The sequence below is a fragment of the Roseicyclus sp. genome (assembly GCF_965662675.1).
Lineage (GTDB): Bacteria > Pseudomonadota > Alphaproteobacteria > Rhodobacterales > Rhodobacteraceae > Roseicyclus.
Genome location: NZ_CBFIIK010000037.1, coordinates 1 through 21,441 on the forward strand (window position 1 = coordinate 1; position 21,441 = coordinate 21,441).

General features: G+C 63.2%; 22 protein-coding genes and 1 pseudogene. 10 read left to right on the forward strand and 13 right to left on the reverse strand.

Translation table 11 applies throughout. The features are described from left to right. Positions 1–232 (forward strand): annotated as a pseudogene (locus ACTG4J_RS07700) (hypothetical protein); the annotation flags it as partial. Positions 233–379: 147 nt separating this feature from the next. Here the strand turns inward: ACTG4J_RS07700 and gatA are convergent. Then, entirely contained in the window at positions 380–1,864 is a 1,485-nt protein-coding gene (gatA, locus tag ACTG4J_RS07705) for an Asp-tRNA(Asn)/Glu-tRNA(Gln) amidotransferase subunit GatA (RefSeq protein WP_439138453.1), read from the reverse strand. A gap of 2 nt (positions 1,865–1,866) precedes the next feature. Then, positions 1,867–2,154 (reverse strand): Asp-tRNA(Asn)/Glu-tRNA(Gln) amidotransferase subunit GatC, encoded by a 288-nt coding sequence (gene gatC, locus ACTG4J_RS07710; RefSeq protein WP_439138455.1) that lies wholly within the window; start codon positions 2,152–2,154, stop codon positions 1,867–1,869. A 134-nt stretch (positions 2,155–2,288) separates the two neighbouring features. On the opposite strand from gatC, the gene ACTG4J_RS07715 reads away from it, so the two are divergent. Beyond that, positions 2,289–2,987 carry a metal-dependent hydrolase gene (locus ACTG4J_RS07715; RefSeq protein WP_439138457.1) on the forward strand — a complete coding sequence of 233 codons (699 nt, stop codon included), beginning with the start codon at positions 2,289–2,291 and terminating at the stop codon, positions 2,985–2,987. A gap of 63 nt (positions 2,988–3,050) precedes the next feature. Here the strand turns inward: ACTG4J_RS07715 and rpmG are convergent, their stop codons facing one another. From rpmG to ACTG4J_RS07735, 4 genes are all read right to left on the reverse strand, one after another. Next, positions 3,051–3,218: a 50S ribosomal protein L33 gene (gene rpmG / locus ACTG4J_RS07720; RefSeq protein WP_021098674.1), complete on the reverse strand. Its 168-nt coding sequence runs from the start codon at positions 3,216–3,218 to the stop codon at positions 3,051–3,053. Positions 3,219–3,416: 198 nt separating this feature from the next. Next, positions 3,417–4,202 carry a Bax inhibitor-1/YccA family protein gene (locus tag ACTG4J_RS07725; RefSeq protein ID WP_439138459.1) on the reverse strand — a complete coding sequence of 262 codons (786 nt, stop codon included), beginning with the start codon at positions 4,200–4,202 and terminating at the stop codon, positions 3,417–3,419. A gap of 210 nt (positions 4,203–4,412) precedes the next feature. Next, positions 4,413–6,608, reverse strand: coding sequence for a Hint domain-containing protein (locus ACTG4J_RS07730; protein WP_439138461.1), 2,196 nt, complete (start codon positions 6,606–6,608; stop codon positions 4,413–4,415). Positions 6,609–6,726: 118 nt separating this feature from the next. Continuing rightward, complete coding sequence (locus ACTG4J_RS07735; RefSeq protein WP_439138463.1) at positions 6,727–7,686, reverse strand: NADPH:quinone oxidoreductase family protein; 960 nt, start codon at positions 7,684–7,686, stop codon at positions 6,727–6,729. A 264-nt stretch (positions 7,687–7,950) separates the two neighbouring features. On the opposite strand from ACTG4J_RS07735, the gene ACTG4J_RS07740 reads away from it, so the two are divergent. The 3 genes from ACTG4J_RS07740 to ACTG4J_RS07750 all read left to right on the forward strand — a co-directional run bounded on the left by ACTG4J_RS07740 (position 7,951) and on the right by ACTG4J_RS07750 (position 10,020). Then, on the forward strand, positions 7,951–8,334 hold the full coding sequence (locus ACTG4J_RS07740; protein ID WP_439138464.1) for a helix-turn-helix domain-containing protein: 384 nt from the start codon (positions 7,951–7,953) through the stop codon (positions 8,332–8,334). Positions 8,335–8,414: 80 nt separating this feature from the next. Then, a complete protein-coding gene (gene hisN / locus ACTG4J_RS07745; RefSeq protein WP_439138466.1) occupies positions 8,415–9,251 on the forward strand; it encodes a histidinol-phosphatase in 837 nt (278 codons plus the stop codon). 307 nt (positions 9,252–9,558) lie between these two features. After that, positions 9,559–10,020 carry a CAP domain-containing protein gene (locus tag ACTG4J_RS07750; RefSeq protein ID WP_439138467.1) on the forward strand — a complete coding sequence of 154 codons (462 nt, stop codon included), beginning with the start codon at positions 9,559–9,561 and terminating at the stop codon, positions 10,018–10,020. A gap of 62 nt (positions 10,021–10,082) precedes the next feature. Here the strand turns inward: ACTG4J_RS07750 and ilvC are convergent, their stop codons facing one another. Beyond that, positions 10,083–11,105 (reverse strand): ketol-acid reductoisomerase, encoded by a 1,023-nt coding sequence (gene ilvC / locus ACTG4J_RS07755; RefSeq protein ID WP_422239250.1) that lies wholly within the window; start codon positions 11,103–11,105, stop codon positions 10,083–10,085. Positions 11,106–11,244: 139 nt separating this feature from the next. On the opposite strand from ilvC, the gene ACTG4J_RS07760 reads away from it, so the two are divergent. The 3 genes from ACTG4J_RS07760 (at position 11,245) to ACTG4J_RS07770 (ending at position 13,414) form a co-directional block, all read left to right on the forward strand. Beyond that, positions 11,245–11,700, forward strand: coding sequence for an Lrp/AsnC family transcriptional regulator (locus tag ACTG4J_RS07760; RefSeq protein WP_439138469.1), 456 nt, complete (start codon positions 11,245–11,247; stop codon positions 11,698–11,700). Continuing rightward, complete coding sequence (locus ACTG4J_RS07765; protein ID WP_439138470.1) at positions 11,697–12,155, forward strand: Lrp/AsnC family transcriptional regulator; 459 nt, start codon at positions 11,697–11,699, stop codon at positions 12,153–12,155. The genes ACTG4J_RS07760 and ACTG4J_RS07765 overlap by 4 nt, the downstream gene beginning before the upstream one ends. Before the next feature lie 128 nt (positions 12,156–12,283). Continuing rightward, the gene (locus tag ACTG4J_RS07770; protein WP_439138472.1) at positions 12,284–13,414 is read left to right on the forward strand and encodes an aminotransferase class V-fold PLP-dependent enzyme; all 1,131 of its coding nucleotides are present in this window, start codon (positions 12,284–12,286) and stop codon (positions 13,412–13,414) included. Between the two features lie 99 nt (positions 13,415–13,513). Here ACTG4J_RS07770 and ACTG4J_RS07775 read toward each other — a convergent pair whose 3' ends face one another. Then, a complete protein-coding gene (locus tag ACTG4J_RS07775) occupies positions 13,514–14,713 on the reverse strand; it encodes a UbiH/UbiF family hydroxylase (RefSeq protein ID WP_439138480.1) in 1,200 nt (399 codons plus the stop codon). Positions 14,714–14,840: 127 nt separating this feature from the next. Further along, positions 14,841–15,485 (reverse strand): pyrimidine 5'-nucleotidase, encoded by a 645-nt coding sequence (locus ACTG4J_RS07780; RefSeq protein ID WP_439138473.1) that lies wholly within the window; start codon positions 15,483–15,485, stop codon positions 14,841–14,843. Between the two features lie 99 nt (positions 15,486–15,584). Here ACTG4J_RS07780 and ACTG4J_RS07785 point away from each other — a divergent pair, with 99 nt between their 5' ends. Further along, positions 15,585–16,238: a GntR family transcriptional regulator gene (locus ACTG4J_RS07785; RefSeq protein WP_439138474.1), complete on the forward strand. Its 654-nt coding sequence runs from the start codon at positions 15,585–15,587 to the stop codon at positions 16,236–16,238. Here the strand turns inward: ACTG4J_RS07785 and ACTG4J_RS07790 are convergent. Further along, positions 16,207–18,228 (reverse strand): glycosyltransferase family 2 protein, encoded by a 2,022-nt coding sequence (locus ACTG4J_RS07790; protein WP_439138475.1) that lies wholly within the window; start codon positions 18,226–18,228, stop codon positions 16,207–16,209. The two genes, ACTG4J_RS07785 and ACTG4J_RS07790, sit on opposite strands and share 32 nt — an antisense overlap. A gap of 115 nt (positions 18,229–18,343) precedes the next feature. Then, positions 18,344–19,492, reverse strand: a complete 1,149-nt coding sequence (gene carA, locus ACTG4J_RS07795) for a glutamine-hydrolyzing carbamoyl-phosphate synthase small subunit (protein ID WP_439138476.1) — start codon at positions 19,490–19,492, stop codon at positions 18,344–18,346. Positions 19,493–19,642: 150 nt separating this feature from the next. Between carA and ACTG4J_RS07800 the strand changes: the two genes are divergently transcribed. Next, on the forward strand, positions 19,643–20,101 hold the full coding sequence (locus ACTG4J_RS07800; protein WP_439138482.1) for a GatB/YqeY domain-containing protein: 459 nt from the start codon (positions 19,643–19,645) through the stop codon (positions 20,099–20,101). 10 nt (positions 20,102–20,111) lie between these two features. Here ACTG4J_RS07800 and ACTG4J_RS07805 read toward each other — a convergent pair whose 3' ends face one another. Further along, the gene (locus ACTG4J_RS07805; protein WP_439138477.1) at positions 20,112–20,645 is read right to left on the reverse strand and encodes a DUF2244 domain-containing protein; all 534 of its coding nucleotides are present in this window, start codon (positions 20,643–20,645) and stop codon (positions 20,112–20,114) included. Between the two features lie 8 nt (positions 20,646–20,653). Beyond that, positions 20,654–21,441: cbb3-type cytochrome c oxidase subunit I (locus tag ACTG4J_RS07810; protein ID WP_439138478.1), on the reverse strand; the 788-nt coding region annotated here is incomplete at its 5' end.

The window sequence follows — 21,441 nt, forward strand, 5'->3', positions numbered from 1 at the left end:
TGCTGGCGGGGCGACGGGGGGGGGCTGGGGGGGCAGCGTGGGTGCTGCCGCAACCTGTGCCGGGGCTGCCGCCACGCTGGCAGTGGCGCGCGGCGGTTGGCTGAGCGGCGGCAGGGCGGCAGTCACCGGCGCGATGGGCGGGCGTATCGCCGCGGTCCGGGGTGCTGCGGGTGGCACGGGTGGCGCGACCGGCTCACCGCGCAGCATCGCGCGCCGCTCCTGCCATTGTTGATAATCCTGAAAGCCCACGCCGCTTGCCACATCATTCGGGGGGGTCGCATTGCACGCAGCGACAGCGAATGCACAGAAAAACAGGGCAACGATGCCCTTGGATAAACCAGCCATGTACCTGCCTCGAAATTTTATCGTTTCCGAGACATTACCACCATTTCGCAGGCTTCGCCACAAAACCGGCGGCTTGTTCCAGCGCATAGCCGATATTGAGCAATTCGCCCTCTTCCCACGGTTTGCCGATCAGTTGCAGACCCAGCGGCAGCCCTTGCGCATCAAGCCCCGCGGGCACGGCCAGACCGGGCAACCCGGCCAAGTTCACTGTCACGGTGAAGACATCGTTGAGATACATCTCGACCGGATCGGCGTGTTTCTTGCCCAATGCGAAGGCGGCCGAGGGGGTGGCAGGCGTCAAGATCGCATCCACACCGTCTGCAAAGACGGTTTCGAAGTCGCGCTTGATCAGCGTGCGCACTTTGCGGGCGCGGTTGTAATAGGCGTCGTAATAGCCCGCCGACAGCACATAGGTGCCGACCATCACCCGGCGGCGGACCTCGGCGCCGAAGCCCTCGGCGCGCGTTTTTTCGTACATCTCGGTGATCCCATCACCGGGTGCCATCTTGGCGCGGTAGCCATAGCGCACCCCGTCATAGCGGGCGAGGTTCGATGACGCCTCAGCAGGTGCGATGACGTAATAGGTGGGGAGCGCGTATTTCGTATGCGGCAAGCTGATGTCGCGGATCACGGCACCCGCATCGGCCAGCATCTCGCGGCCCCGCGCCCAGAGCGCTTCGATCGCGTCAGGCATCCCATCCATGCGGTATTCGCGCGGAATGCCGATGACGCGGCCGCGGATATCGCCTGTCAGCATCGCCTCGAAATCGGGCACGGGCAGATCGGCGCTGGTCGAATCCTTGGGGTCGTGGCCCATCATGGCCGCCCCCATGATCGCCGCGTCGCGCACGGTCTTTGTCATCGGCCCGGCTTGGTCGAGCGACGAGGCGAAGGCCACGATCCCCCAGCGCGAGCAGCGCCCATAGGTCGGCTTCAGCCCCACCGTTCCGGTAAAGGCCGCGGGCTGGCGGATCGAGCCGCCGGTGTCGGTGCCGGTGGCAGCAAGGCAGAGATCGGCTGCCACGGCAGCGGCAGAGCCGCCTGACGAGCCGCCGGGGGTCAGCGCGGCATCCGAATTGCCCGCGCGCCACGGGTTCACGGCATTGCCATAAACGCTGGTTTCGTTGCTGGAGCCCATGGCGAACTCATCCATGTTCAGCTTGCCCAGCATGACCGCGCCCGCATCGCGCAGCTGGCCTGAGACGGTCGATTCGTATTCCGGGCGGAACCCTTCGAGAATTCTCGAGGCAGCCTGTGAGGCGACACCTTCGGTGCAAAAGAGATCCTTGATGCCGACTGGAATGCCGCACATGTCGGGCGCGTCACCCGCCTTGATGCGTGCATCGGCGGCAGCCGCGCGCGCGCGGGCGATCTCGGGGGTCTTGTGGGCAAAGGCACCCAGCGCATCTGCGGCGTCGATCGCGGCCAGGCAAGCCTCGGTCAGCGCAACGCTGGTGGTTTCGCCCCGGCGCAGCGCGTCGCGGGCCTCACTGATGGTGAGTTTGGTTAGATCGGACATGGTCACTCCACCACCTTGGGAACGGCGAAAAAGCCCTCGCGCGCATCGGGGGCATTGGCCAGCACGCGGGCCTGTTGGTTGCCGTCGCTCACCACATCCGTGCGCCGTGGCAGGCGCATGGGCGTGACACTGACCATCGGTTCCACATCGCTGACATCGAGTTCCTGAAGTTGTTCGATGAAGCCGAGGATGGCGTTGAATTCATCCGCAAGCGCGGGCAGATCGGCCTCTTCCACGCGGATGCGGGCGAGTTTGGCGACCTTGGCGGCTGTGGCGCGGTCGATGGACATTTTGTGAGCCTCCTCGACGGGAACAAGGCGCGGTTTAGCGGCGTGATGCGCGGCCCGCAAGCCGATCCGCTCTTTCCCGGGCTTGGGGCCGGGGGTATCGTTGCACCGAGCTGATGTCCAATGGAGTACAAGCGATGAAATATACATGGTTGGGTCACGCCAGCGTGCGGCTGGAGATCGGCGATCAAGTGCTGTTGATCGATCCTTGGGAAGCAGGCAACCCGATGTTTCCCCAAGCCCAGCGCGACGCGATGTTCGCGGATGCGACGGCGATCTTGATCACGCATGGGCATTTCGACCACATCGCCGGCTTGGGGGATTTGGCGCGAGAGCTGAACCTGCCGGTATATGGCATGGTCGAGTTGATGAGTTGGATCGCCAGCACCGAGGCGGGCGTGGCCACCACCGGCTTCAACAAGGGCGGCACGGTCCGCTTGGGCGATGTGGCCGTCACCATGGTGCATGCGGTCCATTCATCCTCGGTCGGGCGCGACGGGCCGCCGATCTACGCAGGTGAACCTGCGGGCTACATGATCGAGGGCGAGGGGCGGACCGTCTATGTCTCGGGCGATACCGATGTCATGGCCGACATGAAGGTCTGGGATGATCTGCACAGCCCCGATGTCGGCATCTTGTGTGCGGGTGGTCACTACACAATGGATATGAAGCGCGCGGCTTATGCTGCGACAAAACTGTTCCGCTTCAAGACGGTGATCCCCTATCACTACAAGACCTTCCCGCTGCTCGAGCAATCGGCCGATGTGCTGAAGGCGGCGGTGATGCCGGGGGTGCGCGTGTTCGATCCCGATCCGGGGCTCACGATCGAGCTTTGATGGCAGAAAAGAAAAGGCCGCGCGGGTTGCCCAGCGCGGCCTTTTTCCGTCAAGGATGGCAGATTACTTGATCTTGCCTTCCTTGTATTCGACATGCTTGCGCACGACCGGGTCGTATTTACGAACGGTCATCTTCTCGGTCATCGTGCGCGCATTCTTTTTGGTCACGTAGAAGTGGCCTGTCCCGGCGGACGAGTTGAGGCGGATCTTGATGGTCGTCGGCTTCGCCATGGGTCGGGCTCCTGCGGTCAATACGGGGCGCGGGCATGTGCCTGCGCGAAAACTCTCTTTGAGACTGCGCCTTTTACTTGGCCGCAGGCGCGAGTCAACACCCCAATTCGGTGAATGCGCGCAGAGCGGGCTGCGCTGGCCCCCAAATAAAAAGGGCCGGGGTGACCCCGGCCCTCAGGTTATGCGCCGAAGTGGCGTTTATTCTTGTTGTTGTCCCATGAACATCAGCAAGAACTGGAACATGTTCAGGAAGGAGATGTAGAGGCTCAGCGCGCCATCAATGGCGGCCTTGTCCAGCCATTCCTGATCACCATGAACCGCATGCGCGATGTAGGTGGTCTTGATCTCTTGCGTGTAGAAAGCGGTGAGGCCGGCGAAGATCAGCACGCCCAGCGCCGAGATCGCGAACATCATCGCAGGCGACTGCAAGAAGATGTTGATGATCATCGCCACGATCAGGCCGATCACGCCCATGATCAAGAAGCTGCCCATACCCGACAAGCTGCGCTTGGTCGTGTAACCCCAAAGGCTGAGGCTGGCGAAGGCGATTGCCGTCACGAGGAAGGTCTGCACGATCGAGAAAGAGGTGAAGACCAAGAAGATCGAGCTCATCGACACGCCCATCAGGGCTGCGAAGGCGAAAAAGCCCAAGCTGACCGCAGAGGCCGACCCACGGCGCATCAGCGCGCCCCAGCCGAACAGGATAAAGGCCAGCGGTGCGAACATCACGACCCAGCGCAGCGGGGTTGCATAAAGCGCCTCGCCCAAGCCGGTCAGATATTGACCATCGCGCAGCGCCATTGTCGCGCCGGTCGGATCGTTGGTGACGGCCAGGTCGGCGATTGCCCATGCGGCCGCCGCGGTGATCAGCATGCCACCGGACATGGTGGCGTAGACCTTGTTCATATGGGCGCGCAGGCCCGCGTCGATCTGGGCTGCGTCGGTGGCGGATACGCCGGCCCGGATCGTCTGATAGTCAGCCATGTATTCCTCCTAAAAAAAATCAAGCGGTGGAGCCGTCGCGTGCATTCCGCGCGGCCCCGGACCTTGGTGTGAATATTGGCGAGTTGTTTGCCTATTTCAAGCAATCGGGTGGATAGTCGGGGCGCAAGCAGTGATAGTTTTTCCCTATCGCATTTACTTGAGCGGCCATTATCCGGCCCTTTTGACGCGTCTGGGCGCGCTGACGGTGGATCAAGCGGCCAATAGCCGCGCCTCTGCGCCACGGATGCAGCGCCGTGCAGTGGGGCCGAACCGGCCAAGATCGCCTCGGAATTCGGGGCAATGCGCAAAAAGATCCGCGCGGCCTGCATCGCTGAGCGCCTTGAGCCCCTCGGCCCCGAGATGAAGGCTCTCGACCGGCGCGCCCTCGGCATAGACGACCTGATGGCGGTCAAAGAGCATGTGGATATAGACCACAGCGGTTTGCTGCGCGACGCGGAAATCATCGCCGTTGATCATGTGGCGCGCGGCGACCAGCACCTCTTCCTCGCCACACAAAAGCTGGGCGCGATAGCCTTGGACCAAGACCCGGTGTTGCGGCGAGAGCAAAAATGGCCGGCGCGCCCCCAGAATACCGCCCTCCGCGACCCGGATCGGGGCGTTGCGCCCCTTGCCCGCGCCCATGCGGCCCCCGATCCAGCGGATCGGCTGCGCGCCCTCATCGCGGGTGATCACGAGGTCACCGATGCGCAGGCTTTCGATGGGGCGTTCGCCGTTGGGCGTCAGGATCATGGTGCCGGGGGTGAAACAGATCACATCTTCGATCTCGGAAAAGGTCAGGATCGACCCATCGAGCAAGGTGACCGAACCGGCCAGATCGCCCGGCGTGGTGCTTGTAAAGCTGACCGCGCCTGCGTTCAGCCCGCCCAGATCCAGCACATCGCCCGCGCCCTCGAACCCTTCGCCGCCGATGATGGTGATTGCCGCGCTGCCGGTTTCGGCCAGATCGGTCAGAATGAACAGGTCGTCGCCATCGCCACCGGTGACGACATCGCCTTGTGCTGCGAACAGCGTGTCATTGCCTGCGCCGCCCGATAGTGTATCGGCGCCGGTGCCGCCGTGCAGTTCGTCATTTCCCGCATCGCCCGAAAGCAGGTCATTGCCCGCCTCGCCGAAAAGCACATCGTCGCCATCACCGCCCGAGAGCGTGTCATCGCCGGTTTCCGCGGGCAGGGCGGTAAAGCTGACGTCGCCGATCCAAATCGCTTGCGTGCCGGTCAAGCCATTGCTGTAGTCCACTTCGATCCGCGTCACCGGCCCCGAGATCTGCACCAGAACCGAGCCGTTCAGCGCCGCGGGGCTGGTCGCGATATTGGCCGCTGTCAGGGTCGGTGCAATCCCCGTGGTGGGCGGATTGGCCCCGTAGGTCAGCGTGACGGATACGGCGTTGCCATCGGCATCGAAGGCGCGCACCGTGACGATGTCGCGGTGATTGCCGCTGCCCCAGTCGAAATCGTTGATCCGAAAGGCGACATCGCTCACCTCGCCCGACCAAGCCGGTGCGTTCGCGGTGAAATCGAGTGTCATGCGCGCCGTTGCAGCGTCGCCATTGCCGAACATGTAAAGCGCCGAGGTGTTGCCGAAGCTTTCGCCGGGGCCGACATAAACGCTGTCGGTGCTTTCGATCTGAAAGAGCGGATTGTTGTTGCCGAGGTTCGTAAAGGTCACATTCGCATCGATCGGGCCATCGCTCAGCGTGATGCCGCCCTCGATGTTCTGTTCATCGCTTTGGACCGTGTCCCAGCGCAGCATCCCGTTGGTCTGCGCAACAGCGGCTGCGCCCGTGTCGCCCCAGATCGTGTCGTCGCCCGCGCCGCCCTGTATGTCGTCCGCGCCGCCATCGCCAAAGACCAGATCGTCACCGCCGCCCGCCGCGATGGTGTCGTCGCCATCGAAACCGCGCAGCGTATCGGCACCTGCCGTCGGGCCATCGCCGCCACGATCAGTGAAACCTGCGTCGATCACATCATCGCCATCGCCCCCCTCGACGGTATTGTCGGATGGCTCCCATGACGGGCTGGAGATCGTCGCCGCCGAGGTCAGCGTGCTGACTGGGCCGAAGCTGGGAACGAAATAGACATTGCCGTTCGTGGCTAGGTGGTAGCTGCCCGGCTCGTTGGCGTTGTTGAAGGTCTGGCCATTCCATGTCCCCGTCCATGACCACGATCCCGACCCGAGGATCGTGTCGGTCGTGAACGTGATCAGCGCACCCGAGATGACATCGCCATCATCGAGCGCGCCGTTCGATCCCAAGCTGACAAGATATCCGTCGGGCATCGCATGTCGCGCGTTCTGCGCGCCTCCGTAGGGGCCGGGGCCATCACCGCCGGGAGTGGCGGCGCGGGCCGGATCGGCCTTTTGAACGGATTGTTTCTGGATTGGGAACAAGGCAGGACTGCGGGCGAGCCGTGCCGCTGGCGAGACGATTTTTAGACGAATTTGTCTTAATTGCCGTGAATTATGGCGGCTCTTTGGCAAAATGCCCGGTTTGCGGCGGCATTAAGGCCTAGATCGTCACTACGACCTTGCCGGTGCTTTTCCGATCTCGCAACAATGCAAGCGCCTCGGCGGCCTTTTCCAATGGGAAGGTGGCGCTGACATGGGGTGTGATGCGGCCCGCGCTGTAAAGCGCCATGAGGGCGGTCAGGCTGGCGTTCAGAACCTCGGGGGCGAAACGCAGGTAACCGCCCCAGTAGAAACCCATAACGCTGATATTCTTGACCAAGAGAAGATTGGCTGGGATTTGCGGAACCACGCCGCTGGCGAACCCGATGCTCAGGATACGCCCCTCGGGGCGAGTGGCGCGCAGCGCCGCGTCGAAATCGGCACCGCCGACCGCGTCATAGACCACATCGACACCGCCCAAGGCCTTGAGCCGCGCGGCCAAATCGCCATCGTGGCTGTCGATCAGATGATGCGCACCGGCTGCTTGGGCCACGGCCAGTCGCTCGATGCCGCGTGCAACCGCGATCACCTCGGCCCCAATCGTCGCACCCAAGGCAACGGCACTCAACCCGACACCGCCCGCCGCACCGAGCACGACAAGTCGTTCACCCGGTTGCAACATCGCCTTACGCGTGAGCGCCAGATGCGATGTGCCATAGGCGACCAAGAACCCCGCCGCTTGAACAAAGGGCATGTCGTCGGGGATTTCCACCGCACGCGCCGCATCGAAGACACCGTGGTCCGCCAACCCGCCTTGGCCCGCGAAGATCGCCACACGCGCACCGATTGCGGGCGTGCTGACCCCCGGCCCATGTCCCATGACGGTGCCGGCCAGTTCCATCCCCATGGTGAAAGGAAGCGGGGGCGTGTCTTGATACTTGCCTTCACACATCAGCAGATCGGCGAAGTTCAACCCGCAGGCGGCGATCTTGACCAAGATCTGGCCCGGCCCTGGCGCTGGTTGTGCGATCTCGGCCAAGCCGGGCGGGGTGGTGTGATCATTCAACCGAAAAGCGCGCATCTTTGAGCCTCCTGTCAAGGTGCGCGCAGCCTAAAGGCCCATCGCAAGGCCCGCCAGCCCGAGATCGCGGGACGGACGGCTGATATTGGCGATGTCAATCACTGCCCCTGAGGGTGAATAGTTGCGCGACAACTCTCCAAAGGATTGATCTGACGCAACGTCGCTCTAGGTATCATATGGCGTCATTTAATGGCGTGTCCCGAGGTTTGCGAAGTTTTGGATCGGTGCATCGGGGTTTGGTTTGGCAACAATAAGGAGTGGGGCGTGAAACACCCGGTCGATGTCCATGTCGGAAAAAGGGTCCGACATCGCCGCTGGATGGTCGGAATGACCCAGCAGCAGCTTGCCGAGAAAGTCGGTATCAAGTTTCAGCAAATACAGAAGTACGAGACCGGCATGAACCGTGTCAGCGCCTCCCGACTTTACGACATCGCGCAGGCTTTGTCCGTACCGGCGGCCTATTTCTTCGAAGGTGTCGATGGGGCCGATACCGGGCAAACGACCGATGCGGCGGCCGAGGGGCTTCCGGGTGATATCCTTGCCGACAAGGAAGCGCTCGAGTTGATCCGCTCCTACTATGCGATCCCCGAAAATCAGCGGCGGCGGCTTTTCGAGCTGGCGCGCGTTTTGTCCGACGCAGCCGCCTGAGGGCGACTGTGGCTTGACCCCGTGCAGGGGATCGTGTCCCTTCCGGCCCGCGTCCAGACCCGCAGCCGCCGGAGGCCAAAATGACCGATCCCCTCACAGGGCAACATGATGCGACGGCGCGCGCCGATCACGATGCAGCGCGCCTGATTGCAACCGCCCATGCGATGGCCGATGCGGCGCGCGCGGCGATCTTGCCCTATTTCCGTAATCCCGCGCTACGCACGGATGACAAGGGCGTTGGACGCTTCGATCCGGTGACCCAAGCCGACCGCGCCGCCGAGGCGGCGATGCGAACCGTTCTGGCCCAGCACCGCCCCGATGACGCGATTTTGGGCGAGGAAGAGGCCGCCCAACCCGGCACCAGCGGGCTGACATGGGTCATCGACCCGATCGACGGCACGCGGGCCTTCATCTCGGGTACGGCAAGCTGGGGTGTGCTGATCGCGTTGTGCGATGCCGATGGGCCGATCTACGGCTTGATCGACCAACCCTATATCGGCGAGCGCTTCGAGGGTGGTTTCGGTCGTGCGCTTGTCACAGGCCCGATGGGCACCGCCACTTTGGCGGCGCGCGCCACCGCCGATCTGGCCGATGCGACGCTTTTCACCACTTTCCCCGAGGTCGGCACCGCGGCCGAGCGTGCGGGCTTCGACGCCGTGCGCGACCGCGTGCGGCTGACGCGTTACGGTATGGATTGCTACGCCTATGCGTTGGTCGCGGCGGGGCAGGTCGATCTGGTGATCGAGGCGGGCTTGGCCAGCTATGACATCGCAGCCCCGATCGCTGTGATCACTGCGGCGGGGGGCATCGTCACCGATTGGCAAGGCGGCCCGGTGCATCACGGCGGCCGCGCCTTGGCCGCCGCCAACCCCGCCATCCATGCCGCGGCCCTTGCGATCTTGCGCGATATCCCCTGACTGCGCGCGCGGCGCGCGGCGCGCGCATGCGACGCGCCGTTTCAATGCTATGGCGCCACAGTCCCTGCGCGCTCGGCAATGGATTGCCGATGCGCTGTAAATCGGCTGGTTTCGTTTTTCAGACCAAAGGCCCCGCAAACCCAAGCCATAAGCGGGAATGATTGCCAAATTGCGATCTATCCCTCGGTTTATCAACATGGACCCTCCCGGGGGTCGGTCAGGCCGGATGACGGCACCCTTGCGGTTTGCCCCTGACAGGCGCATTTTGGTGAAAACAACACCGAGCAGCCCAAAAAGGCACAATATGATGATCCGTATCCTTGGTATCTTGACCATCGTGGCCCTTGCGGCCTGTTCGACCGCACCGGGAACAGAGCGCGTTTCTGCCGGCGGCACCCTCGATATCGCCTCGGCCGGAACACAGCTTTCCGTCCAGCGCGGGCAGGGCGGGATCATTCGCCCCCTCAGCCATTCGCCCGCGCTACAAGCCGCCGCACAAGGGCATGCCGATGATCTGAACCGCACGGGTGCGCTGACCCACCAAGGCAGCGATGGTGCGGCCTTGAACGACAGGTTGCGCCGTGCGGGCTACACCGCATGCGCCGCGGTCGAGAATATCGCCAATGGCACGGGCGACATTCGATCCACCATCGCGCAATGGATGGGCAGCCCCGATCATCGTGCCAATATTCTCAACCCGCAGGTGACGCAATTCGGCTTTGCCGATAGCGGCACCTATTGGGTGCTGGTGATGGCGCGGCCCTGTTGAACCGCGCATGAAAAAAGCCCCGGCGATGACACCGGGGCTTTTCCTTGTGATTGCTTGCGCGCTCAGTTCTTGGCGCGGTCGACCATCTTGCCGGCCGAGATCCAGGGCATCATCGCGCGCAGCTTTTCGCCGGTCGCCTCGATCTGGTGCTCGTCATTGATCCGGCGGGTCGCCTTGAACATCGGCTGGCCCACGGCGTTCTCTTGCATGAAATCACGCACGAACTTGCCGGTCTGGATGTCGGTCAAAACCGCCTTCATCCGTGCCTTGGTCTCGTCATAGGGCAAAATGCGCGGACCCGAGACATACTCGCCGTATTCGGCGGTGTTCGAGATCGAATAGTTCATGTTCGCGATGCCGCCTTCATAGATCAGGTCGACGATCAGCTTCACCTCGTGCAAGCACTCGAAATAGGCCATCTCGGGCTCGTAGCCCGCTTCGACCAGCGTCTCGAAGCCCATGCGGATCAACTCGACCAGGCCGCCGCAAAGCACCGCTTGCTCGCCGAACAGGTCGGTTTCGCATTCCTCGCGGAAGTTCGTCTCGATGATGCCCGAGCGCCCGCCACCGATGGCCGAGCAATAGGACAGGCCGATTTCCAGCGCGCGGCCCGAGGCGTCGTTATGCACGGCCACAAGGCAAGGCACGCCGCCACCCTTGGTGTATTCGCCGCGCACGGTGTGGCCGGGGCCTTTGGGCGCCATCATGATGACATCGACGCCGGGCTTGGGTTCGATCAGGCCGAAATGTACGTTCAGGCCGTGGGCAAATGCGATTGCCGCACCTTCGCGCAGGTTGTCATGGACGTATTTCTTGTAGGTTTCGGCCTGCAATTCGTCGGGCATGGTGAACATGATCAGGTCGCACCAAGCCGCCGCTTCAGCGATGCCCATGACCTTGAGGCCCTCGCCTTCGGCCTTCTTCGCGCTGGGCGAGCCGGGGCGAAGCGCCACGACGACATTCTTGGCGCCGCTATCGCGCAGGTTCAGCGCATGGGCATGGCCTTGGCTGCCATAGCCAAGGATGGCGACCTTCTTGTCCTTGATCAGGTTCACATCGCAATCGCGATCATAATAAACGCGCATCTGTCTCTCTCCTCGGATGGCGGGAATCGGTTCCGGCGCAACATGCCTTGGTGCAGGCGCGTCCGCTGCAAGAAAATTTGCAATTGGAGCGGATATGTGTAGAAATTCATGCTCCTTTTATCCTGATACGTGAAATATCATGCTTGATGATGCGGACCGCCGCCTTTTGCGCCATCTTCAGGCCGATCCGGCCCAATCGATGACACAGCTTGCCCAAGCGGTTGGTGTGCCGCTGGCCACCTGCTACAAGCGGCTCGACCGGCTGCAGGCCCAAGGCGTGCTGCGCGGCCAACATGTGGCCATCGATTGGGCGGCCCTTGGCTATGCGGTCGAGGTCAGCTTGCGCATCACGCTCGACAAGACCGATCCGCGCGCCTTCGACGCCTTTCTGGCCGCTGCCCGCGAGGTGCCCGAGGTGACCGAGATCCAGACCTTTCTGGGCCGTGTCGATGTGCGCTTGGCCGTGATCGCGCGCAGCATGTCCCACTACCAGCGTATCTATCGCGAGCGTATTCTGGGCCTGCCCCATATCGCCGATATCGAGGCGCTGATGCATGTGGCCACGATCAAGAACCAGCAAACGGTGCCGCTGTGATCGATCTTGATCCGACAGACCGGGCCATTCTGCGCGCGCTTCAGGGTGACGCCACCCTCAAGGCCAGCACCATCGGCCGCCGCCTGGGCCTAAGCCAGCCCGCCACTTGGCGGCGGATCAAGCGCATGGGTGATGCCGGCGTGATCGGCGCGCGTAAACTCGACCTGGACCTCGAGGCGCTGGGCTTTGGCGTGACCGTGTTTCTCGGCGTGAAGCTGGGCCTCAAGGGGCGTGCCAGCCTCGAGGATTTCGAGCGCGCCGTCGCCGCTATCCCCGAAGTGCAGACGGTCGAACATGTGCTGGGGCTTTACGATTACCGCCTGCGCGTCGTCGCCCGCGACCTGCCCGATTTCGAGCGCGTGTTGCGCCGGCGGATCATGACTTTGCCCGGTATCGGCGGGGTCGAGGCCAATGTGCTTTTGTCCGAGGAACGCCGCCCCGGCCCGCTTGGCTGACGCATATCGGAAACACCGCGCCCTGATCCGCACCTTCGCCGCGGGGTGAAAGTCGTTTCACGCCGAATTCGCGCTTGGTTCACCCGCGCCTTGGGGCTAACCGAAACCTGCAACCGGAGGATGCGCAAATGAACGCCTTGCTCGATACCGTCGATCCCGATGGGCTTTTGGAATATTCCGTGGTCTTCACCGACCGCTCGCTCAACCATATGTCGGGCGCCTTCCAAGGCGTGATGCGCGATATCTCTGCCATGCTGAAAGAGGTCTATGGCGCCGCTCATGTCGCGGTCATCCCCGGCGGTGGCACCTTCGCGATGGAGGCGGTCGCACGCCAATTCGCGGGCGACCAAGATGTGCTGGTGGTGCGCAACGGCTGGTTCTCTTTCCGCTGGTCGCAGATCCTCGACGCGGCAAAGATCGCGCGCGCGGTCACGGTGATCAAGGCGCGGCCCACCGGCAACAGCCCGCAATCGCCCTATGCCCCCCCGCCCATCGAAGAAGTCACGGCCCAGATCCGCGCAACCCGCCCCGGTATCGTCTTTGCCCCCCATGTCGAAACCTCGGCCGGCATCATCTTGCCCGACAGCTACATCACGGCCTTGGCCGAAGCCGCCCATGAGGTCGACGCCCTCTTGGTGCTCGATTGCATCGCCTCGGGCACGATCTGGGTCGATATGGCCAAAACCGGCGTCGATGTGCTGATCTCGGCGCCGCAAAAGGGCTGGTCGGCCCAGCCCTGCGCGGGCCTCGTGATGATGTCTGACCGCGCCCGCGCCCGGATGGAGGAAACCCAATCCTCCAGCTTCGCTGCCGATCTCAAGGGCTGGGCCGGCATCATGGCCACCTATGAGGCGGGCGGTCACGCTTATCACGCCACCATGCCCACCGATGCGCTGCGGGTGTTTCGCGACACGATGCTTGAGACCCGCGATTATGGCTTCGACAAGCTGAAAGCGGCGCAATGGGCGCTCGGCAATGGCGTGCGCGCGATGCTGGCCGAAAAAGGCATCCGCTCGGTCGCGGCCGAGGGGTTCGGTGCGCCCGGTGTCGTCGTCAGCTATACCGATGACCCGACGATCAAATCCGGCGCGAAATTCGCGGCGCTTGGCATCCAGATCGCCGCGGGCGTTCCCCTGCGCGTGGATGAACCCGACAGCTTCATGACTTTCCGCATCGGGCTGTTCGGACTGGACAAGCTCTATGATGTCCCCGCAGCCCTGGCGCGCCTGCAAGACGGGATCGACCGCGTCTTTCCCTGAGCGACAACGCCCATCTTTGCTTCAAAAATACTCCGGGGGTCTGGGGGCAGAGCCCCCGGCCCGGCCGTTCGTGCGGGCCAAAGCCTTGGGCCTTGCCCTTTACCCCTTGGCACCGAGCCCCGCACGCATCATCACGCGGCGCACGGGTGCGACCGAATAGATCGCGTTCAGCGCCCTCAGCCGCAGATCGCGCAACCCCTGCGCCTCGGCCATCGACGCCCGGTTGAGCGCATCAACCCCGGTCACCCGCGCCACGATCTCGGCATGGCGCGCGCGTTCGTAGCGCGCCAGAACCTCGGGTCGTCCCGGATCGTCGCGATGACCCTCGGCCAGATCCAACAGCACGCGCAGATCGGCCAAGCTCATGTTCAGCCCCTGCGCACCGATCGGCGGCACGACATGGGCGGCCTCGGCCACCAGCGCCACGCGCTCGGCCACCATGCGCTCGGCGATCTGGCTGATGATCGGCCAGACCGTGCGCCGCGAGGCGAGTTTCAGCGGCCCGAACAGATGGGCAGAGCGCGCGGTCATCTCGGCCTCGAAATCGGCCTCGGGAAGGGCGGCAAGGCGCGTCGCCTCGGGCCCACGCTCCATCCAGACGACGGCAGAGCAAGGCCGCCCATCGCGGTCAGGCAAGGGCACCAACGTAAAGGGACCACCCGAGCGGTGGATCTCGGTCGAAACATTGTCATGCGGCAGATCATGGGTGATCGCGAAAGCCAAAGCCTTTTGGCCATAGCGCAGCCTGCGCGCAGCAATCCCCGCAGCCTCGCGCACGACGCTGTCGCGCCCATCCGCGCCGATGACCAGCTTTGCCGCGATCCGGCTGCCATCGCTCAAGATCACCCTTGCCTCGGCGTCCCGTGTCAAAAGCTGCTTGGTCCCGACACCCGGACGAAAATCGACATTCGGCAATGTCGCCAGATGCGCCACCATCTCGCGGCGGAGCAGCCAATTGGGCAGGTTCCAGCCAAAGGGCAGATCCGAGATGTCGGCGGCATTGAAATCATGAGCGACGCGGGCTTCTGCCTCCGGTCCGCCCGCATCCACGATGCGCATGACCTGAAGTGGTGTCGCATGGGGGCCAAGTCGTGTCCAAAGCCCCAGCCGCTCCAGAAAATCGCGCGAGGGCTGCAAGAAAGCCGTGGTCCGCAGATCTGACCCTTCGGCGCCTGCATCGGTGATGGGCGGCGATGGATCGGCGCAAATGACCGAAAACCCGGCCACGCCAAAGGCCGTGGCCGCAGTAAGCCCGGCGACACCGCCGCCGGAGATGAAGACATCTGTCTGGGTCAACATGTTCATGCAGCAGACCTAGGGCGCGACAGGGGGCAGGGCGACGCGACAGGCTGTCCCAATCACCGGCGACCCTGATTTTTCGTGCGCAAAATCAGGCATACGAAAATTCGTGCGAAGTTTCGGCATGTCACACCAGCGCTTGCAAGAAGCCGGTCAGATCGGTGGTATGATGTTCGATGAATTCCGCAGGTTCGGCCGCGGGTGCGACATGCACGGTGCGCATGCCCATCTCGTGGGGGACGCGCAGGTTGCGTGGGTCATCCTCGAACATCGCCGCGCGTGTCGGGCTCAACCCGTCGAGGCCAAAGACCGTCTCGAACGCCGCGCGATCGGGTTTGGGTACAAGCTGCGCATGCTCCACCCCGTAGATCGCATCGAACAGCCCCGACAGCCCGCGATGGGCGATCACGCGTTGCGCATAGGGTTTGGTCCCGTTGGTATAGATGATGCGCCGGCCCGGCAGGGCGGCGATCGCGCGTGCAAGGCCCGGGTCGGGCGCGATGACCGAGAAATCGATCTCGTGCACTTGTGCCAGATAAGCGTCGGTGTCGATGGCGTGATGGCGCATCAGCCCGGCCAGCGTGGTGCCGTATTCGCGCCAATAGCTGTGGCGCAATGCCTCTGCCGCCGCGCGCTCGACCCCCGCCACCTTCATCACCCAATCGGTCATGCGGATGTTGATCTGATCGAAAAGTGCCGTCTCGGGCGGATAAAGCGTATTGTCGAGATCAAAGACCCAAGTCTCGACACGGGAAAAACGGTGTTTGGCCATGGCACAAGCCCTAGGGCTGCGCGCGATGCTACGCAAGTCTGGACAGGGGCGGCTCTGCCGCCTAGCTTTGCGCGGCATTTGATAGGATACCGTTGCACCATGGCTTCGAAGATGATCCCCGATCCGCACAAGGATGCCCATGCCCTGATCCTCGATGCGATCGATCAGGGGATTTATCGGCCGGGCGACCGGTTGGTGGAGTCCGAACTTGCCGACCGCTTCGGCGTGAGCCGAACGCCGATCCGCGAGGCGCTGCAACGCCTCGAGACGCAGCGCCTACTGACCCGCGATGGGCGATCGCTGATCGTGGCCTCGCTCGATCACGCGCAAATGGCCGAACTTTACGCCGTGCGCCAAGAGTTGGAGGCGCTTGCTGCAAAGCTTGCAGCCCAGCATGCCGCGATGGAAGAGATCCAGGTGTTGCGCGAAATGGTCGATGCCGACCGCGCGCTCTTGGGTGATCCGCAGGCTTTGGCGCGCGCCAATCGCCGGTTTCACTACCAGATCCATCTGGCTAGCCATAACCGCTACCTCGTGCAGCAGCTTGATCTCGTCTATCGCTCGATGGCCTTGATGGCGCGGACCTCGCTCGCGGCGAAGGGCCGGGGCGAAAAGGCGCTGGCCGAGCATTCAGAGATCGTCGAGGCGATTGCCGCGCGCGATGGGGAGCGTGCAGCGCGTGCCTTGCGCGACCATCTTTCCATCGCCTTCGTTGTCCGCCTCAAGGAGGAGGCGCAGAAGTCGTCTGGCTAAACGGCTGCTCTGCCGCCGCTTCGGGCAGCGCACCGAATTGACCATGCCGCGTTTTGGCCCAGTCGAAGGGGCGGCGCAGGATTTCCAGCGCCGCGCGCCAGGCCGAGATCGTCCCGAGCAGGAAGTATAACTCGGACAGCAAAACATATGGTCGCAAATGGCGCAGATGCGCTGCGCGCGTGGCATAGATCGCCAAGGCAACGGACAAGACCACGCTTGCCACGAAAATCGTCGCCAGAATGCCGTAGCCGAACGGGCTGACCAAAAGATCGAGCGGATGGGCATAGCCGAATGGTTTGATCATCAATGACCACAAAAGCGGCGCGATCAAAAAGCCCGCGACGGCAAACAGGATCTGCACCTGCAGCGCCAGAAAACGCCACAGCCCGAGCGCGCGTATCAACGCAAAAGGTGCGCGCATGGCCACAGCCCATGTCAGCAGGTAACCCTTTTGCCAGCGCGCGCGTTGGCGCACCCAAGGCAAGATAGCGGCGTTCGCTTCCTCGAAGGTGGTGGTGTCGATGATTTCGACCCGGTAGCCATTGCGCGCAAGTCTTATACCTAGCTCGGCATCTTCGGTGACGTTATGGGCATCCCAGCCGCCGACCGCTTCCAGCGCGGCACGGCGCAGAAATTGAGTCGTTCCACCCAAGGGCACGACAAGGCCCAGCCGCTGAACGCCGGGCAACAGAACCCGGAACCAGATCGCGTATTCGATCGCGAAAAGCCGCGACAACAGGTTGAAGCGCGCGTTGAAATAATCGAGCTGTCCTTGCAGGCAGGCGGTGTCAGGCCCCAAGGCGGCAAAGCGCTGCGCCACGCGCAACAGTTGATCGCTTTCCGGCCGATCCTCGGCGTCATAGACACCGATGATCTCGCCGCGGGCGAAATTCAGTGCGAAATTCAGCGCGCGCGGCTTGGTGCGCGGCTCGCCCTTCGGCACGGTAATGATCCGCGCCCATCCCGGCAGCGTCGTCGCCGAAAGCGCCGACCGGGTCATTGCATCGCCCTCTTCGATGATCAGCAGCACGTCCAGCCGTTCGGGCGGGTAGTCAAGATCGCACAGGGCGCGCATCAACGTGGTGGCGATCTCACGCTCTTCAAAAAGCGGCACGAGGATCGAAATGATGGGTAGTGGCCGGGGCGCGGCGATGGGGTCATCTTTTGGCGGGGACGCATGCCGCTTCATCCGATCGGCTCGCACGGTCACGGCGAAGGCGACGATCTTCAACGCCATATTCGCCACGAAAATGAAAACCGCAGTAAGAAAGGCGGCAATCATCATCGGCACGGGAAACAGCACACTCAGCCCCGCAAGCGTCAAAATGGTCAACAGCGCGCCGCGCCCGGCGATCTCGGCGCGCCAATTGCGGCAACTGCTTGCTTGCGGTGCCTGACCCTCGGCCAGACGGGCGAGCATTTCGCCGTAAAGCGCGATCTGCGCGGCGATGATCTGTGTCCTTGGCGCGAGGAGAAAGACAGCCTGTAGCCCCTTGGGTAGCCGTAGCGCCGCCCTGACATCATCGGTGCGGTCGGGCCGCCCAGTGGCGATGATCACCGTGGTTCCGACGCGGTGCAGCGGGACCGCTTCAAAGCTCAGGGCCACATCGGCCCGAAGATAGCGCGCAAGGATTGGGTCGGGCGTGCCATGCCACCAATCGCTAACGCCGAGGCCATGGAACTCGGCCAAGGCGGGCAGCATCTCGGCCTCGGAGACCGCGCCACGGGCCAAAAGGATCTGGCCGATCCAACCATCGGTCAGACTGGCCGCCTCGCGCGCATCGAGAATATCGCCGAGTCCAGCGGCGCCGCGCGCCAAAAGCAGCCGCTCAAGCGGGGGGTGCGTCGGCTGTGATGGTGCGCTTCGACCGACCCGGGAGCTTGCATGGATCGCCACCATCTCGGCGGCTGTTGGCCCCGGGCTTTCAGCGCGCACCGCGGCGATACGTATCTGCGCATCCGATTCGTCGCGCGATGTGATCTTGGTCAAAATGCCGCCCTCGCAATACATGCCGGGCGGCGGTCAATATGCACGCGCCGATCCCCACCCGACGACGACAGGCTGGGCCACCAAGGTTAATGTATCGTTAAGCGGTCAGGCGACATCAACCCGCTGCGCGGGCCTGAATGGCTTGGGCGAACCGCTCGAACAGGTAAAAGCTGTCTTGCGGGCCGGGGCTTGCCTCGGGGTGATACTGTACCGAAAAGACCGGCCGGTCGGCCATGCGAATCCCGCAATTCGATCCGTCGAACAGGCTCACATGGGTTTCGATCACGCCTTCGGGCAATGTCTGGCTGTCCACGGTGAAGCCGTGATTCATCGAGGTGATCTCGACCTTGCCGCTTTCCAGATCTTTGACCGGGTGGTTCGCGCCGTGATGGCCGTGGTTCATCTTGACCGTCTTGGCACCAAGCGCAAGCGCCAGCATCTGGTGGCCCAAGCAGATGCCGAAAACCGGCAGATCGGCCGCCAGAACGCCTTGGATCATCGGCACGGCATAGGCGCCGGTTGCCGCAGGGTCGCCCGGCCCGTTCGAAAGGAACACACCATCGGGCTTCTGGGCCAGAACCTCGTCTGCGGTGGTGGTGGCGGGCATGACGGTCACATCGCAACCCACGCTGGCAAGACAGCGCAGGATGTTGCGCTTGGCGCCATAATCAATGGCGACGACCTTGGGGGCGGCACCTTCGCGCTTGGTGTAACCCTCGGGCCATGCCCAGCGCTTTTCATCCCAGCGGTAGGATTGGGCGCAGCTGACCCCCTTGGCCAGATCGAGGCCGACAAGCCCCGGAAACCCGCGGGCGGCCTTGACCAGCGCCTCGATATCGAAATTGCCCGCAGGATCATGGGCAAGGGCCACATGCGGTGCGCCCTGCTGGCGGATCGCACGCGTCAGGCGCCGGGTATCGACACCGCCCATGCCGATGCGGCCCGTCTTTTCCAGCCACGATACAAGATCGCCCGTCGCGCGCCAGTTCGATGGCTCGGTCGGATCCCATTTCACGATCATCCCCTCAGCCACGGGGTCGGCGGTTTCGTCATCCTCGGGGGTGACGCCTGTGTTGCCGATATGGGGGAATGTGAAGGTCACGATCTGCCCGGCATAGGAGGGGTCGGTCATGATCTCCTGATAGCCGGTCATCGCGGTGTTGAAGCACAGCTCGGCGACACGCATTCCCTTGGCACCGAAACCCTTTCCGAAAAAAAGCGTTCCATCGGCAAGGGCGAGGCAGGCAGTGGGTTTGGCGGGCATCGGTCAGCTCCCGTGTTGCGGGTCGGCAAATTGGCGTCGGCATACGGGGCGGGCGGGGTATGGTCAAGCCGTGGACGCAAGGTGTTGTTGCCGCGGCCTGTCTGGCTTATCTAGGCGGCTTGATGTGATGGACGGGGATTGACGATGCCAATGGACCTAAGGGGACGGATCGGTGCGGGCCTCAAAGAGGCGATGCGTGAGAAAGACGCCACGCGCCTCAGCACGCTGCGGCTGATCAATGCGGCCATCAAGGACCAAGACATCGCCGCACGCGGTGATGGTCGGCCCGATGGCGTTGATGATGCCGCGGTGCTTGCGATTTTGGGCAAGATGGTCAAGCAGCGTCATGAAAGCGCGCGTGCCTACGAAGAGGGCGGGCGGTTGGAGCTTGCCGAAAAGGAACGCGCGGAAATCACCATCATCGAGGATTATCTGCCACGCCAGTTGGATGATGACGAGGTCGCGGCCGCAGTCGATGCCGCCATCACTGAAACGGGTGCGTCAGGCTTGCGCGATATGGGCCGTGTCATGGCGGCGCTGAAGGCCAAATATACCGGGCAAATGGATTTCGGCGCCGTGGGCCCGATGGTCAAAGCCCGCCTTGCCTGAGGGCGCAGCGCTAATGCGCCTTGTCGCGCAGTGCCCGCTCGAGCGTATCTTTTAACCCGACCCGTTCGGGTGGGGTCAGAAAAGCGCCCAATTCCACCTCGCGCGGCCCCCCTTGCAGCGTCAGATATTGCGGCACTGGCCCGCCTGTTGTGTGCAGTGCGATGCGCACCCAATGGGGGTTGGCCTCCCAGTCGCGCGGTGCGCGGCGCGGCTCGTGGCGTTCAAGTCGGATCAAATCATCCCAGAGCAAGATTTCTTCATAGATGTCCCGGTCGCGCCAGCTGCGTGTGAGGGCTGTCCAAATCCCCCAGATCGCGGCCAGTATGAAGGGCAAAAGCGCCCAGAACACTGCCGTGCCGAGAATCGCGAAGAGCGGCACAGTGATCAGCGCGGCGGTCGCACCGATGAACCACACGAATCCCTCCGGCGTCAGCGATTTATGCGGCGTCAGCCGCAGCCGCAGCCGGGGTAGTCCGTGCCCTTCACGGAAAAGGGCCCCGGTTGTGTCCGGGGCCCCGCTCAGATTGTCGATCAGTACCGGCATGGGCCCTGTCAGTGATGCGGTTGACGATCCCACATCTCGCGCGTCGGAAGCTCCTCGAAGGTATGCTCCGGCGGCGGGTTGGGAAGGGTCCATTCCAGCGTATCGGCATGCTCGCCCCAATAGGCGTTCTCGGTCACCTTGCGCCCTGCGAAGATCGTGTAGAACACGATCCCGATGAACAGCAGGAAGGAGGCGAAGGAGATGAACGCGCCGATCGAGCTGACATAGTTCCACAGCGCGAAAGCGTCGGGATAGTCGATGTAGCGGCGCGGCATGCCCTGACGGCCAAGGAAGTGCTGCGGGAAGAAGGTGATATTGGTGCCGATGAAGAACATCCAAAAATGCACCTTGCCCAAGAACTCCGGGTATTGGCGGCCCGACATCTTGCCGATCCAGTAGTAGATACCGGCAAAGATCCCGAAGACGGCCCCAAGGCTCATCACGTAGTGGAAATGCGCCACCACGTAGTAGGTGTCATGATAGGCGCGGTCCACGGCGGCTTGGCTCAGGATGATCCCCGTCACACCACCCAGCGTGAACAGGAAGATGAAACCGATGGCAAACAGCATGGGCGTCTCGAAGGTGATCGAACCCTGCCACATGGTGGCGATCCACGAGAAGATCTTGATGCCGGTCGGCACCGCGATCACCATGGTCGCGACCATGAAATAGGCCTGTTGGTTCAGCGTCATGCCCACCGTGTACATGTGGTGCGCCCAGACGACGAAGCCCAAACCACCGATCGCCACCAGCGCATAGACCATCGGCAGGTAGCCGAAGACCGGCTTTCTGGAGA

What these genes read in the sequence shown, in the direction of transcription:
- gatA (WP_439138453.1), bottom strand. Translation starts at nt 1,864, where the DNA reads ATGTCCGATCTAACCAAACTCACCATCAGTGAGGCCCGCGACGCGCTG.
- gatC (WP_439138455.1), bottom strand. Translation starts at nt 2,154, where the DNA reads ATGTCCATCGACCGCGCCACAGCCGCCAAGGTCGCCAAACTCGCCCGC.
- ACTG4J_RS07715 (WP_439138457.1), top strand. Translation starts at nt 2,289, where the DNA reads ATGAAATATACATGGTTGGGTCACGCCAGCGTGCGGCTGGAGATCGGC.
- rpmG (WP_021098674.1), bottom strand. Translation starts at nt 3,218, where the DNA reads ATGGCGAAGCCGACGACCATCAAGATCCGCCTCAACTCGTCCGCCGGG.
- ACTG4J_RS07725 (WP_439138459.1), bottom strand. Translation starts at nt 4,202, where the DNA reads ATGGCTGACTATCAGACGATCCGGGCCGGCGTATCCGCCACCGACGCA.
- ACTG4J_RS07735 (WP_439138463.1), bottom strand. Translation starts at nt 7,686, where the DNA reads ATGCGCGCTTTTCGGTTGAATGATCACACCACCCCGCCCGGCTTGGCC.
- hisN (WP_439138466.1), top strand. Translation starts at nt 8,415, where the DNA reads ATGACCGATCCCCTCACAGGGCAACATGATGCGACGGCGCGCGCCGAT.
- ACTG4J_RS07750 (WP_439138467.1), top strand. Translation starts at nt 9,559, where the DNA reads ATGATCCGTATCCTTGGTATCTTGACCATCGTGGCCCTTGCGGCCTGT.
- ilvC (WP_422239250.1), bottom strand. Translation starts at nt 11,105, where the DNA reads ATGCGCGTTTATTATGATCGCGATTGCGATGTGAACCTGATCAAGGAC.
- ACTG4J_RS07760 (WP_439138469.1), top strand. Translation starts at nt 11,245, where the DNA reads ATGCTTGATGATGCGGACCGCCGCCTTTTGCGCCATCTTCAGGCCGAT.
- ACTG4J_RS07770 (WP_439138472.1), top strand. Translation starts at nt 12,284, where the DNA reads ATGAACGCCTTGCTCGATACCGTCGATCCCGATGGGCTTTTGGAATAT.
- ACTG4J_RS07775 (WP_439138480.1), bottom strand. Translation starts at nt 14,713, where the DNA reads ATGTTGACCCAGACAGATGTCTTCATCTCCGGCGGCGGTGTCGCCGGG.
- ACTG4J_RS07780 (WP_439138473.1), bottom strand. Translation starts at nt 15,485, where the DNA reads ATGGCCAAACACCGTTTTTCCCGTGTCGAGACTTGGGTCTTTGATCTC.
- ACTG4J_RS07785 (WP_439138474.1), top strand. Translation starts at nt 15,585, where the DNA reads ATGGCTTCGAAGATGATCCCCGATCCGCACAAGGATGCCCATGCCCTG.
- carA (WP_439138476.1), bottom strand. Translation starts at nt 19,492, where the DNA reads ATGCCCGCCAAACCCACTGCCTGCCTCGCCCTTGCCGATGGAACGCTT.
- ACTG4J_RS07800 (WP_439138482.1), top strand. Translation starts at nt 19,643, where the DNA reads ATGGACCTAAGGGGACGGATCGGTGCGGGCCTCAAAGAGGCGATGCGT.
- ACTG4J_RS07805 (WP_439138477.1), bottom strand. Translation starts at nt 20,645, where the DNA reads ATGCCGGTACTGATCGACAATCTGAGCGGGGCCCCGGACACAACCGGG.